This window comes from Melioribacter sulfuriphilus, assembly GCF_052656625.1.
This window is the reverse complement of sequence record NZ_JBQXXK010000002.1, coordinates 327,649-343,348: the sequence shown is the minus strand read 5'-3', so window position 1 is coordinate 343,348 and position 15,700 is coordinate 327,649. Positions and strand designations below refer to the sequence as shown.

The window sequence follows — 15,700 nt, the reverse complement described above, 5'->3', positions numbered from 1 at the left end:
GCAAAAAAAATAAGGTAGTAAAAATGGCATATAATTTTAACAAATTTACAATCAAGGCGCAGGAGACGATACAGAACTCTCTTGAAATAGCGCAAAACTATAATAATCAGATAGTAGAACCTGAACATATACTTGCCGCAATATTACAGGACGGTTCTGGTGTTGCCTCGTCAATAATTCAAAAAGTGGGGGGCAGTATCGACAAGCTAAAAATAAAGACTGCTGAATTGCTCGAAAGGTTACCAAAGGTGACGGGAGCTGGGCTCGGTAATCAACAGCTGTCGATGAATACTGCAAGAGTATTTGACCAGGCAGTCGAAGAAGCTAATAGATTGAAAGACGAATATGTATCCAACGAACACATTTTAATTGCACTTAGTGAAGACAAAGGTGCCGTAGGAAAATTACTCAACAGTAACGGTGTAAATAAAAATGTTATTCTTGCCGCTTTAAAAGAAATACGCGGCAATCAGAGAGTTACATCTCAAAATCCGGAAGATACATATCAAGCGCTGAAGAAGTATGGACGTGATTTAAATGAATTAGCGCGTACAAATAAACTCGACCCCGTAATTGGAAGGGACGAAGAAATTCGTCGTGTACTCCAGGTACTTTCGCGCAGGACTAAAAACAATCCAGTTTTAATTGGAGAACCCGGTGTGGGTAAAACTGCCATTGCCGAAGGAATTGCTCATCGAATTGTATCGGGCGACGTACCGGAAACCCTTCGTTCCAAAAGAATTGTGGCTCTCGATATGGGTGCACTAGTTGCGGGTGCTCAATACAGAGGTCAGTTTGAGGAACGCCTCAAAGCAGTCGTTAAAGAGGTTCAGAATTCAAACGGCGAAATTATTCTTTTTATCGACGAGATTCATCAGCTTGTTGGAGCCGGTAGAACCGAAGGCGCAATGGATGCTGCGAATATCTTGAAACCAGCGCTTGCACGCGGTGAACTTCATGCGATTGGTGCCACCACTCTCGACGAGTACAGAAAGTATATCGAAAAAGATGCAGCACTCGAAAGACGTTTCCAGCCCGTCTATGTCTCTGAACCTAATGAAGAAGATGCTATCTCAATTTTGAGAGGATTGAAAGAACGATATGAAGTGCACCATGGCGTTAGAATTACAGACGGTGCAATAGTTGCAGCCGTTCAATTGTCAAACAGATATATCACAGACCGTTTTTTACCCGACAAAGCAATTGATCTTATCGATGAAGCCGCATCGAAACTCCGCATCGAAATTGACTCGATGCCCGAAGAGTTGGATGCACTCGAAAGAAAAATTAAACAGCTTGAAATTGAACGCGAAGCCTTAAAACGCGAAAAAGACCCCGAATCAGCTTCTCGCCTGGAAGAGCTTCAAAAAGAATTAAATGAATTGACTGAAGAACGCGATAGACTAAAAAGCCACTGGATGCTTGAGAAGGAAAAGATTCAGAAAATTCGTACTATGAAAAGCGAAATCGAAAAGGCAAAAGCTGATGCCGAAAGATACGAACGAGAAGGCGACCTCGGTAAAGTTGCAGAAATCAGATACGGCGTTATTAATGAACTCGAAAGAAAACTTAAAAAAGAAACTGAAGAACTTACCAAGATTCAATCTGACACGAAAATGTTAAAAGAAGAAGTAGATGCCGAGGACGTAGCTGAAATCGTAGCTAAATGGACAGGCATTCCAGTTAGCCGAATGCTCGAAAGCGAACGTTCTAAATTATTGCGACTCGAAGAAGAACTCCACAAACGTGTCGTCGGTCAAGATGATGCAGTTGCCGCTGTGGCAAATGCTATTAGAAGGTCAAGAGCGGGATTACAAGACCCAAATCGACCGATTGGTTCATTTATCTTTATCGGTACAACGGGTGTAGGTAAGACCGAACTTGCACGTGCTCTTGCTGAATTCCTTTTTAACGACGAACATGCTATGATACGTATCGACATGAGCGAATATATGGAAAAGCATTCTGTCTCCAGACTAATTGGAGCTCCTCCAGGATATGTGGGTTACGAAGAAGGTGGTCAGTTAACGGAAGCCGTCAGAAGAAGACCATATTCAGTTGTATTGCTCGACGAAATTGAAAAAGCTCATTCGGATGTGTTCAACGTATTGTTGCAAGTTCTGGACGATGGTCGTTTGACCGACAATAAAGGCAGAACAGTTGATTTCAAAAATACAATCATTATAATGACCTCGAATCTCGGCTCGCATCTGATTCAAGAAAAGCTGAGTGAAATTAACGAAGATAATTTCGAAAATATAATGGGCGATTTACGAGTTTCGTTAACTGAATTATTACGCAGAGCAATACGTCCTGAGTTCCTGAATCGTATTGACGAAGTTGTTCTTTTCAAACCTTTGCTGAAAAGCGAAATCAATCAAATTGTCGATATTCAATTGCAACGAGTTGGAAAGCTATTGTCAGAAAAAGGATTGATGCTGGAAGTAGAAGAAGAAGCAAAAGAATTTTTAGTCAACCATGGATACGATGTTACATACGGCGCTCGCCCATTAAAACGGACTATTCAAAAATATCTGGTAAATCCACTTGCAAGCGAATTGTTGATGAATAACTATGAAAACGGTGATACAATAATTGTAAGATATGACGAGAGAGGTCACTTAAGTTTTTCGAAGAAGTAAACTAAAAAAGACGGACAAAAAATGTCCGTCTTTTTTTTTAACATATATTTTCAATCAGCCAGTTATGAAGCGGCAACAAATCGATTAATGTATTTATACTTAACTTAACAGGATCTTTTCCATCGAGGAAATTTACGTCCTCCTCGTAAAAAGCATAAATACTTCCGTAAAGCAATAATTCGGAAAATTTATAATTCTTATCGTATCCTCTTGGAACCTGCTTATAACTTTTGCCGCCGATAGTATATCCTTTCTTTTTGATGCTACTCAAAATTTTGTTCAATTGCCTTGCATTGGTTTCAACTGCAACTACATCTCTGTATCTTTTCAGTTGCTCTTTCGTGAATTCGTAGATTCCTACGGCTATGAAAAAGGATTCCGGATCGACGTGAAAGTAGAGCCCGCTCGATTCTATTTTTTTTCCTTTACCTTCCCAGAATAAAATACCGAGATTGGTTTTATACGGTTTTTTATCTTTACTAAAACGGACGTCTCTGTGAATTCTGAAAATCGATTTGTCGATTTTGGGGACTGCCTGGAATGACGGCTTGATTTCTATTAAATGCATCGACATAATTTCAACAAAAGCCTGAGCGGGTTTAAGAAAATCTTCTTCGTACTCTCGTCGATGTTCTTCGAACCAGTTACGATTGTTGTTCTTTTTTAGTTTTTTCAGAAATGCGAGTGGCGCCGTCGGAAATTTACTCATGTAGTTAATATCTGTCATATCTAATGCTCCGCCTTCTTTTCTGTCCTTCTAAGAATGAATAGTGAATCAATCCCATTTTTCATTCATTCGGTAAAACAATTTACAAATAATTATTCAGTTTATTTAATGAAAATAAACATAATTTTTACACTGGAATTTTATTAATGACCAATGAAGTTTTATTTCTTATGGTTATATCGATACTAAAAGCAAATGGATGGATTACAGAACTATAACACGCAGTTCTTACGATATTACACATAATTTAAATCTAGTCGTAAAATTGTATTCTCAGATCATTTTGAAATTTGACTGACAGAATGATCTTTAACAGGTTAGTCGTCGACTACGGTAATCAGTTTAATTTTATAATAAGAAAAAAATTGATGAGCCAATTAAAGGAAGGTAATTCTGATCGTTTACCCGATTGCGATAGTACAGATTTGATATTGCTTGGTTTTAATATATCTCGTAGTATATGTATTAGCTCTTAATCTATTTAATTTCAAAATTCTGTTCAGTTGGACTAATCGTTTTTATTTAAAGAAATTCGAAAGTTATTTGATAGATAAGTGGTTGTAGATTAAGCTCTGCAACTAATGTGAATTTTGAAGGATTGGTAGTTTTTTGCCGAATAATATCCTGTCAAATTCTTATCTTTCGTTAAAAAATTGTATGACATTCGAAAATAAAACAATTCTTATTACAGGAGCTTCGAGCGGAATCGGCGAGGCTCTTGCTACAAAACTGTCATTTGAAAAGTGTAATCTCGTTCTCTGCTCCCGAAATATCGAACGTATCAATTTGAGTGGAATAAGAATCATCAAGTTAAAATGTGATGTCACTAGGAAAGAAGAGGTGGACGAAGCTTATAAAGTTGCTCTTGAAAAATTTGGTAGGATTGATGTGGCTGTTTTGAATTCCGGCGTTGGACACAGAATGGATGTCGAAAATTATAATTCCAAATATGCTGAAGAAACTTTTTCGGTTAATCTGCTCGGTATGATCTATTGGATTGAAAAACTATTGCCCCATTTTTTGAAGAGGAGAGAAGGAGTAATTGCTGGGGTGTCGAGTCTTGCGGATAACCGTGGTTATTCTGGTAGTGGATTCTATTGTGCCAGCAAAGCCGCAGCCACTATTATGCTGGAAGGCTTGAGAGTCGAACTGAAACCATACGGCATAAAAGTAATTACTATTAAACCCGGCTTTGTGAAAACTCCAATGACCGACAAAAATGGATTTAAAATGCCATTTCTTATGACACCCGAAAAAGCTGCGGAAATAATTCTTAAAGGTATTGAAAAAGAAAAGAGAATAATTCAATTTCCTATGCCGACAGTAATAATGTCAAAAATTGTCGGTATTTTGCCGTCGAGCATTTATGAATTTCTTGCCACAAAAATAAAACTTGGTTAATTAATGGGGGAAATATGAAATACAGAGAACTCGGACGCACTGGATGGAAAGTATCTGAAGTAAGCTTTGGCGCCTGGGCAATTGGCGGCTCGTGGGGCAAAGTCGATGATAACGATTCGATTAAAGCTCTTCACAAAGCTGTCGAATTAGGCGTTAATTTTTTCGACACAGCCGATGTGTATGGCGACGGTCGTAGCGAACGATTGCTTGCCAGACTCAGAAAGGAATATAAAGACAAAATTTATATTGCAACCAAAGCAGGCAGGCGTCTCGAACCACATACTGCGGAAGGATACAACCGTAAAAACTTGACTTCATTCGTAGAAAGAAGTCTTAAAAATTTAGAAACCGATTCGATAGATTTATTACAACTTCACTGTCCGCCAACTCCAGTTTATTATATGCCCGAAGTCATCGATATACTGGACGAACTGGTAAAAGAGGGAAAAATAAAATATTACGGAGTTAGTGTAGAAAAGGTGGAGGAAGCAATCAAAGCAATTGAATATCCGAACGTTCAGTCTGTTCAAATAATTTATAATATGTTCAGACAAAGACCTGCAGAGATCTTTTTCGAACTGGCCAAAAAAAGAAAAGTTGGAATTCTGGCTCGAGTACCGCTGGCTTCTGGACTTTTAACCGGTAAAATGAAGCCCGATTCTAAATTTGAACCCGATGACCACAGAGCTTTTAATCGTCACGGCGAAGCTTTTGACAGAGGTGAAACTTTTGCGGGTATCGATTACGAAATTGGACTCAAAGCCGTAGAAGAATTAAAATCGATCTGTCCACCAGGAATGTCGATGGCTCAATTTGCATTGAGATGGATATTAATGAACGATGCTGTTAGCTGTGCAATTCCAGGAGCGAAAAACGAAACTCAGGCAGAAGATAATTTTACAGCAGGAGACTTTCCGCCCCTTACAGATGAGACAATGTCGAAAGTAAAAGAGATTTATAAAAAGTATATTTATAATTATGTCCATCATCGCTGGTAGCCATAAGGAAAACCCACTATGCAAGTGGAAAAATTTATTAAGTATCCACCAGAGAGGGATGTAGTATTTGTATTGGGAGCGGGAGCTTCGAATCCCGACGGTGTCCCTTTGCAAAAAGAATTGCTGCCTCAAATATTAAATCCCTCGCTTGAAGAGATCCGGAATTCAACGATCGGAAAAGTTGTAATTGAATTTATTGAAGAAAATTTTCGGTACGACAGGGAACTCAATCTTTATCCGCGTCTTGAGGCGGTTTTTGGATTTATCGATTATTTTATTCAACATAATGAAAGTTTGAGCAGTAAATATAATGTCGCACGAATTAGAGAAATACGCGAATATCTAATCAAGCTGATTCATTACATAGTTAATCTTAATACAGATAAAAAGAGTCACTATTATCATCTCTTCTGGAAAAACATAATCCGTAACTATCCGAATTCTTCTATAATAACTTTGAATTACGATACCCTGCTTGAACAATCATTTGAAAAGAATGACAAGAACGAATCCTTTTTAAATAAGAATTACTATCTTGACTATTGTATGCACTTTATGAATTACGAAAAAATTCCGGAGTTAAAGGAGTATCATTACTGGATTAATCCGCGGGAACCACTTTTGTTGGGTGAATCGATAGAGCCAAAAGCATTTAAAGTTATAAAATTGCACGGGAGTCTTAACTGGAAATATTGCAGTTGCTGTAATCAAACATTATTGACAACCTGGGATCGAAAAATCGATTTGAACAGGGGTAAATTTTTGGGTTATACACATCCCGACAAAATTGAATATGAATATCGGTGCCCGATAGATGGAACCGATTTCGAAACGTTAATAATGCCGCCCTCTTATTTAAAGTCGCTGCATCATCCGGTAATATCGCAATTATTAGTTGAGGCCTCTAAGGAAATAAGAGCAGCTCGGAAAATAATTTTTATTGGTTATTCGCTTTCTGAAAGTGATTTGCATATTAAAGCATTATTAAAAAAGAATATCAAAGCGGGGGTGGAATTGGTGGTAATTAACCCCAAAAAGAGAGAATCGTTGCAGTTGAATTACATGTCTTTGGGCGAGAAAGTACGATTTATCAATTTAACCTTTGAAGAATTGGTCGAAGAGGGAAAGTTTTTGGAATTATAACCAACAAGTAACCGCAAAATTTAACTTGACAAAAAACACTGAAAAGTGTAGATTGCAAACGTTTGCATAAATGAGTTCACCCCTTTATGTTTTTTTACATTATAATTAATGAGGATTAATATGAACAGAATTCTTCTTTTCTTGTTACTTCCTCTCTTTTCTCTTTCAGCTCAAATTTCAATTAACGATTATATCGAGAATCCTCGCCGCTTCTACGAAAATACTGAACCGCATGCAGCGCTGGTTATTCCTTTTAATAATGTTGAATCGGCTCTCAAGTATTACAAAGAAAATTCGAATTTAATTTTAAACCTCAATGGCATCTGGAAATTTAAATGGTTCATTAATCCACAGTCTGCTCCGAATGATTTCTATAAAAAAAATTATAACTGCTCTGACTGGGACGATATTAATGTCCCATCTAACTGGCAAACCGAAGGCTTTGGATATCTAATGTATCGTAATGTACCAATGGAATTCGAACCTTACGATCCACCTAATGTGCCCGACAGTATTAATCCAACTGGTCTTTATAAACGTAGCTTTGATTTACCAGATGAATGGCTGAATAACAAAAAATTATACTTGCGCTTTGAAGGAGTTAAATCGGCGGCTTTCTTCTGGCTAAACGATAAATATCTGGGTTACCATGAGGACGGTATGACGCCTGCTGAATTTGATATAACAGATAAAGTATCGAAAGGCAAAAACGTATTGGCAGTCAAAGTATTGAGATGGTGCGACGGGTCGTACCTTGAAGACCAGGATATGTTTAGATTTTCTGGCATTTACAGAGATGTCTTTATTTATGCCAAACCTAAATTAAACATACGCGATATCTTTATTAAAACAGACTTGGACAAAGATTATAAAGATGCTGTACTAAACATCGATTTATTGGTCAAAAACTATACAGGGATGGAGAATAATTTTTCTATTCGGTATTCGCTTTATGACCGGTACCGGAAAGTCATTCTTAAAAATCAGTCCGAAAATTATACCGTCGATACTCAGTTAAATATTAATCTTACAACGAATGTTGAAAATCCTTACAAATGGTCGGATGAAAATCCTTATTTATATACATTAGTTATTGAGTTATTGGATGTCAAAGGCAATCAGATTGAGATTACAAGTAAAAGAATAGGATTTAGAAAACTCGAGATTAAAGATGGCATTGCATTGCTGAATGGTATGCCAGTCTATTTTCGCGGTACCAATAGACACGAGCACGATCCATACAAAGGACGTGCAATTCCACGTCATAATATGATTGAGGACATAAAACTTCTCAAACAATTTAACTTCAACGCCGTACGAACCAGTCATTATCCAAATTCTCCTGATTGGTACGACCTGTGTGATGAGTATGGTATTTTATTAATGGACGAAGTAAATGCCGAATGTCATTATACAGAAAATATCTTCCCATCACGCGAAGATTATTTCGATGCATTTATGGACCGATTTCTTGCTATGGTTCATCGAGATAAAAATCATCCGAGCGTCGTTATCTGGAGTACAGGAAATGAATGTGGACTGGACAAACCGCACTATGCAATGGCAGAATTTATAAAAAAATTCGATCCTTCGCGCTTTTTAATGCACCAATCAAACTGGCCCGACGGCGAAGCCCCTTATGTGGATATAATCGGTCCCCGTTATCCTACTCCCGCCAGTTTGCGAATTATAGGGCAAAAAAGCAGCAAGCCGGTTGTGATGGGTGAATATGCTCACGCTATGGGTAATAGTTTGGGCAATTTTGATGAGTTCTGGGAAACTATCTATCAGGTTCCCGCATTGCAGGGTGGATTTGTGTGGGATTGGGTTGACCAGGGCTTGTATGTAAAGTCTAAATATGTAAAAGATTATTCGGGTAATAATATCCAGTGCGGAATAATGGGAAGGCCAAAATTACTCAAAGGACAAAACGATAGCGCTCTCGAACTAAGCGGTCTCGACGATTGGGTGGAGGTTTATAATGATCCGATTCTGGACTTGAAGGGAAAAGACCTTCAAATTGATGTTACATTGATGCCGCGTCATTTTTATTCCGAAAATCCGTTTGTTACCAAGGCAATGCAATATGGCTTAATGCAATTGAGTGCCGATACAATTGCATTTTATATTAATGATTACAAAAATGTGCTGAAGGCAAAAGTGCCTGCAGACTGGTATCATAAGTGGCATAACCTAAAAGCATCCTATGATGGACTATCAATGAAGCTGTACATCGACGGTAAATTGAGTGCCGAAAAAAGTTATAAGAGTGAAATCAGAAATAACCACTATCCAGTTAATATCGGCAGGGATGCATTTAAGCATACTGACCAGCATTTGGGATGGATTTCAAATTATGTCTATGACGACGTAAAAATTTCGTCGGAAGGAAAGCAGCTCCTCTGGCTTAAGTTCGATGAAATAATCGACGGGGATAAAGAATATCTTACGTATGGAATAAGTCATTTCTGCATAAACGGAATGATTACCGCCGATAGAAAACCTCAGCCCGAATTATGGCAGGCAAAAAAAAGTATGTCGCCAATTCGCTTTTATGCTATCGATGCAAAAAGAGGAGTATTCCGTGTTGTTAACAAATATGGCTTTACAAATCTAAATCAATTTGATACTGAATGGATATTATACAAGGATAATAGAGTAATAAAGAATGGAAATCTTAAACTGGATGTTCCACCACAGCAGGAGGAAATATTTGAAATCCCATTGGAGGGAATAAGTCCTGAATCTGACTACATTCTGGAAATTTCGTGTCGAATGAAAGAAAAAACTTTTTATGCCGATAAAGGATTCGAGGTTACTTTTGAGCAATTTATTCTTAACGAAAAAGAAAGTGAGCTCGAAAAATATTTTAACATGTCTTCTGTCGAAAAAGTCAATTATAAAAATAAAGAAGAAAAAGTTGTAATAACTGCGGGCAATAATCAGTTTATTTTTGACAAAGCCACCGGAAATATTGATATAAAGAATAAGGGGCAAATAGTTGTGTCCCAATTAGGATTTAATATATGGAGGGCACCGATTTCAAATGAAAAATCGTTTTGGGGAAAAGCAGAGGCAGAAGACTGGTATCGAATGGGTTTAGATGAATATTCAAATCATCTCGACAATGTTAGTATAAAGACAAGTGATGATGAAACAGAGTTAACAATCGAAGCTGTAACATACACCCGATTTTCATATAGTTACGACTTAGTTGAAAACCATTTCAAATATAAAATTAATGGTAATGGTACGTTATTGATGGAGCATAAAGTTATACCTTTGGGTAGGTTCGACGTTTCTTGGTTGCCTGCAGTTGGACTCAAGTTTGAAATTCCGAATCTTTTTGATCAATTATCTTTTTATGGAAGAGGTCCACACGAAAACTATGGTGATCGAAAAACGGGACAACGTTTAGGTGAACATCAGTTAAGAATTTCAGAAATATTCCAGCCGTATTTAGAACCTCAAGAATATGGCAATTTTTCAGATGTAAAATGGTTCGAATTAAAGTCCGAAGATGGTTTGGTTAAAATAATTTCCAGTGAATCGATAGCAATTTCTGCTGTGCCGTACACAAATTTAGATCGAGCTAAATATTTGTATCAACTCAGGAAGGGCGATACTTATCGTATAAGAATCGATTATAAGCCTGTTTCTGTGGGTGATACTCCCAATCCGGTAATGCCTGAATACAGGGTTTATCCGGAAAATTATAGAGGGAGGTTATTAATTAAAGTTGAATAGGTAGTAAAAGCCGGGAAAAAGTAAAAAAAATCAAGAAGTTTAAATAAAATGCTTGACAAAAATAAAGTAATAAGGTAATTTGCAAACGTTTGCAGGAACGATTGGCTATATAGAGTTGGGGGTATTTATTTTACTGAATTAACAGGGAGGAGGCTATGAGAAAAAAAATCTCACTCTTTATTTTTTTCTTCACTTTCTTTTCTACTCAGCTTCATTATTCTTATGCTGCAGGCAGAATTTCAGGTAAAGTTACAGACGCAGTTACTGGCGAAGCTTTAATCGGTGCCAATATAATTATAATGGGAACAAGCCTCGGAGCCGCATCGGACGCAGAAGGGAGGTATATAATTTCAGGCGTACCTGAAGGAAAACATATTATTAAAGTTTCATATTTGGGTTACGAACCCGAGCAAACTGAAATAGAACTTAAAGAAAATCAGCATATTCAAATTAATTTTGAATTGGACGTTGTTTCGGTGGCAACACAGGAAGTTGTAATAACAGCTCAAGCAAGCGGTCAAAATGCTGCAATTAACCAACAACTATCCTCAGAAAACATTACAAATGTTGTATCAAAAGCAAGAATACAGGCACTACCAGATGCAAATGCAGCTGAATCTATTGGTAGATTACCTGGTATCTCTTTAGTACGTTCAGGAGGTCAAGCAACCCAGGTGGTAATTCGCGGACTTCGTCCACAATACAACAGTATTACTATCGAAGGCGTTACAATCCCTTCAAATGATGCCGGGAGAGTTACGGCAAGTGGCGCATATGCAACGCCAACCCTTGCGGGAGCGGGCAGTCGTGCTGTCGATTTAAGTATGATTTCCTCCCATTCTTTGGAAAATATTGAAGTATTCAAGACTGTATCTCCCGATATGGATGCAGCTGTATTAGGCGGTACCGTAAATTTCGGTATTAGAGAAGCAAAGGCTAATATCTCTGGCAAACCCTCCTTTTTTTTCCTCGCACAGGGCGCTTATAATGATCTGATGAGCTCTTATAATGACTACAAAATAGTCGGAAGTGCTGAACAAAGATTTTTTAATAATCGCCTGGGTGTTTTTATTCAAGGTATTGCTCAAAAACAAAATCTTACATCAAATCAACTCGGTGTATCATATTATCAACCAAATAAACAAGATAAACCAGACTCAGTTGTAATGGGTAGTATGACACTAACATTTTCACCTTCTGAACAAAAGAGGTATGATGGTACTTTGACGCTGGATTATGTGTTACCTGATGGAAAAATTGCCTTAATTAATTTTATTAGTCATGGAACCACCACAACAAGGTCACACGATGAAACTTATAACCTGGCTAATTATGGCAATGATATTCTTATGGGAATTCAATTTTCAACAAATGAGCAAAATATTGTCACTAATATTTTAACGTATGAACAAAGATTCGGTTCTTTTAAGGCTAATATAAAATTATCCAATGCATACTCAGATAATAGAACACCCGACGGATGGAGGGTGGCGTTTGATCAACTATCTGCAGGTACAAATAAAATACCAAATAATCTTACACCTGTAGAGATAGCAAATAGAGCAAAAGAATTAATTAATCTTGATAATATGTTCTGGCAAGGAAATTCGGCATGGAATAGTTTTAATAAACAAAATAATGTCCGTGCTTCAATTGATGTAGAAGCTTCTTTTACTCTCTCCAAATTAATTTCTGTAGCTATAAAATTTGGAGGGCAATATGAATATACAACTAGGTATTCTAACTTTGATAATGGCTTTGGCAGCTTGTATTCTGGCGCTGCTGCGGGATTTAGATATGATCTCGTTCAAGCACTTCCATGGTTGACCGAAGAACCTTATAATCTAGATCCAACGGGCAATAGATATTTTAATATACGTGGTTTCTACGATAAAGACATGAATTTTGGAAAATTTCTTAAAGGTGAATTTGAAATTCATTCTGCTCTTAATAAAGAAGTATTATCGAATATAATGAATACGATTAAATCGTTAGGAGCCTCTATAACTCAACCACAAGCCGTACCGAGTTTTGTGCCCGATGTTTATAGTAGTATTACAAATGATTATTCGGGGAATGAATTCAGAAGTGGGGAATATTTAATGGCAACATTTAACATTGGTCGATATCTAACTGTAATTCCGGGAGTACGTTACCAGGGATTAAAGACTTCTTATACTGCTGCTCACTTTTTGGGCAATGCAGACGCACCTAATCCCTATCCGAACGACCTACCTCATAAAATGGTGACTGAAAATCAATATCATGGTTACTGGCTGCCAAATATTAGAATTAAATATAATCCACTATCGTGGCTGAGTATTCGTGCCGCATACACTACTTCACTTGCCTATCCAGATTTCAATCAGATTATACCACGAATGGCTGTGTCAAGTAATAGTGGCCACTGGGTTGTGTGGAATAATTACGAGTTAAAACCAGCTTATTCACAAAATTACGATTTTCAAATTGCAGTTTATAATAATAGTATTGGTTTATTTACGATTAATCCTTTCTTGAAACAAATAGATAATTTGATATTCAGTCAATCTACGTATATAACTGACCCATCTAAATACCCCGGGATTCCGAGTTATACCAAAACTTTTGCTCTTACTACTTTTATCAATAATCCTCATAGAGTTAATGTTTGGGGATTGGAAACCGAATGGCAAACACATCTCTGGTATTTACCAAATCCATTTAACGGCTTAGTGTTTAATATAAATTATACACATATATTTTCTCAAGCTAAGTATCCTTACACTGTCACAAAACATTCTCCCGTTTATCCCTTCCCAACAATTTACATCGATTCTACATATACAGACAGGCTCATACAACAACCGAATGATATTGTAAATTTATCTATAGGTTACGATTACAAGGGTTTTTCGATATTACTTTCTATGATATATCAAGCAGAAATTTATAACAGTACTAACTTCTATAATTCTCTCCGTTCAGATAAAGATAAATATTTAAGGTGGGACTTATCGGTTAAGCAAATTTTACCCTGGTACAATTTAGAACTTTATTTTGATTTATATAACCTTAATAGCGAAGAAGATGTTTATTTGATTCGTGGCTCGGGCTTTCCTAATTCAATATCACATTATGGACTTGTAGCTGACTTAGGTATACGCATCAAAGTAGAGTAATATCGTTTAATTAAAAAAGGAGGAGTATTTGATAATAAGTTATAATTCATAAACTATATTTAAAGTAAAAATAGCGTAGTAACAAATTAAAATTAAAGGAGGTAGAAGATGAAACATTTTTATTCTAAAATTATAATAGCACTACTGTTTACTTTTACACTAGCATTTAACGAATCATCCTTTGCTTTAGTAAAAGATACAGTAAGAGTATCAGCATTACCACCAGGAAACTTGAATAATTTTATTAATGGAGATACAATTGCTGGTGGTTATGCAAAACCCAATAGAGTATATCTACTTCAGCAAACAGGTGATCTCGATACAGTTTATTATATGACTGCTCCTATCTCTGTAAAAGGGAGTGTTTTTATTGTTGGAAAAATTAATCCTAAAACGGGACATCCACCTGTAATCGCCCCCTCAATTGCTGAAGATAATTCATCGATAGGCTACTTTTTTGCTCCTCAAGGAGACGATACGTTATCATTAAAAGGGCTCTATTTTATGGGTACTAGAACTGATGGGATTTCTTTTACTGGAAGATTCGTTGCCCCTACTGGTAATAACAATGTATTTATTTTTGACCAGTGCGTAGTAGAAAATATTTCAGGTGCTGGAACTCCTAATTTATTTGATACCTGGAATACAGACCACAACAGTTTTTATATTACTAATTGTTTGTTCAGAAATAATCAGGATGACAATCCTCAAAATCCAGGTTTTGCATGGATAGACCCGGGTACATATCCTTGTGACACGGCAGTATTTCATAATAATACGTTCTTCATTATGGGTGGATATATTTTAGGTTCTTCCGGCTATGGAGCCAAGTACCTAGATTTTCAGCACAATACGATATTTTTTACCGCACAGGGCGGTGCCTTCGATTTATATCAAATGCACAATGCAGTGATAAAAAATAATATCTTTTACAGCGTTTCATCGGCAGCATATCCAACTTCATGGTATAATAACACACCCGGTAGTTGGGGCTCAGCAGTTATTCCAATCGATTCTTTGCGCTCTTTAGCTGCAGAACCTTATAATATGAAAGAAGAAGATCGACATATAACAATCACAAACAATGTATATTACTGGCCAAAAGTAATAACTGACAAATGGAATGAACTAAATGCAGGAATTAGAGCAAGTGACCCTCTACGACCACCAGACTTTATTAATGCCCAACCCGGTATGTTAACAGATAAAACAAAATGGCCACATATAAATGTTGCAGATAACTTAAATGTAGATCCAGGATTTGATCCAACATTAGTTCAAGAAGCAGGTTCAAAGATGGCTGAATTTATTGAAATTGTTTGGGTAAACGGTGGTACTGCACAAGGACAGCGTCCTTATGTTAATCCTTTTTCCAATCCTCCAACATGGGAAAATGTTGCTACGAATTGGTATAACAAGCAAGGATATCCAGTACCGGAAAATTTAAGATATTCTGGTACAGTAGTAGGAGATGATGGTAAACCCGTTGGTGACCTTAACTGGTTCCCGGAAATAGTGGGTGTATCAGAACAATCTTCTGTTGTCCCTTCTAATTTTGAACTTAAGCAAAATTTCCCCAATCCATTTAATCCTGCTACCGAAATAATTTATTCGGTTCCCAAACGCAGTTATATTACTTTGAAAGTGTACAATTTATTGGGTCAGGAAGTAACCACCTTAGTTAATGAAGAACAAAATCCTGGTACATATAAAGTATTGTTCAATGCTAAAGATTTGGCAAGTGGTGTTTATATGTATGTACTAAATTCTGATAATTATTCATTAACAAAAAAAATGGTGCTGCTTAAGTAAGGAAAATAACGACAAAAGATTTACCATTTTGTGAAAATAGAAGCCCGGCATTTAAATGCCGGGTATCTA

Annotated in this window: 8 protein-coding genes; 7 read left to right on the top strand and 1 reads right to left on the bottom strand. The window is 36.8% G+C overall.

Features of this window, described 5'->3' with window-relative positions; genetic code table 11:
- Nucleotides 1–23 precede the first annotated feature (23 nt).
- Entirely contained in the window at nucleotides 24–2,642 is a 2,619-nt protein-coding gene (clpB, locus tag ACUN8G_RS03390) for an ATP-dependent chaperone ClpB (RefSeq protein ID WP_437345716.1), read from the top strand.
- A gap of 37 nt (nucleotides 2,643–2,679) precedes the next feature.
- On the opposite strand, the gene ACUN8G_RS03385 is transcribed toward clpB, so the two are convergent.
- Nucleotides 2,680–3,369 (bottom strand): DUF2461 domain-containing protein, encoded by a 690-nt coding sequence (locus ACUN8G_RS03385; RefSeq protein ID WP_437345715.1) that lies wholly within the window; start codon nucleotides 3,367–3,369, stop codon nucleotides 2,680–2,682.
- A 657-nt stretch (nucleotides 3,370–4,026) separates the two neighbouring features.
- Here ACUN8G_RS03385 and ACUN8G_RS03380 point away from each other — a divergent pair.
- From ACUN8G_RS03380 to ACUN8G_RS03355, 6 genes are all read left to right on the top strand, one after another.
- On the top strand, nucleotides 4,027–4,770 hold the full coding sequence (locus tag ACUN8G_RS03380; RefSeq protein ID WP_437345714.1) for an SDR family NAD(P)-dependent oxidoreductase: 744 nt from the start codon (nucleotides 4,027–4,029) through the stop codon (nucleotides 4,768–4,770).
- 14 nt (nucleotides 4,771–4,784) lie between these two features.
- Nucleotides 4,785–5,768 carry an aldo/keto reductase gene (locus tag ACUN8G_RS03375; protein WP_437345713.1) on the top strand — a complete coding sequence of 328 codons (984 nt, stop codon included), beginning with the start codon at nucleotides 4,785–4,787 and terminating at the stop codon, nucleotides 5,766–5,768.
- 18 nt (nucleotides 5,769–5,786) lie between these two features.
- Complete coding sequence (locus ACUN8G_RS03370; RefSeq protein WP_437345712.1) at nucleotides 5,787–6,911, top strand: SIR2 family protein; 1,125 nt, start codon at nucleotides 5,787–5,789, stop codon at nucleotides 6,909–6,911.
- 120 nt (nucleotides 6,912–7,031) lie between these two features.
- Nucleotides 7,032–10,658: a glycoside hydrolase family 2 TIM barrel-domain containing protein gene (locus ACUN8G_RS03365; protein WP_437345711.1), complete on the top strand. Its 3,627-nt coding sequence runs from the start codon at nucleotides 7,032–7,034 to the stop codon at nucleotides 10,656–10,658.
- Nucleotides 10,659–10,813: 155 nt separating this feature from the next.
- Nucleotides 10,814–13,819, top strand: coding sequence for a TonB-dependent receptor (locus ACUN8G_RS03360; RefSeq protein WP_437345710.1), 3,006 nt, complete (start codon nucleotides 10,814–10,816; stop codon nucleotides 13,817–13,819).
- A gap of 108 nt (nucleotides 13,820–13,927) precedes the next feature.
- Entirely contained in the window at nucleotides 13,928–15,631 is a 1,704-nt protein-coding gene (locus ACUN8G_RS03355) for a T9SS type A sorting domain-containing protein (RefSeq protein ID WP_437345709.1), read from the top strand.
- Nucleotides 15,632–15,700: the final 69 nt, after the last annotated feature.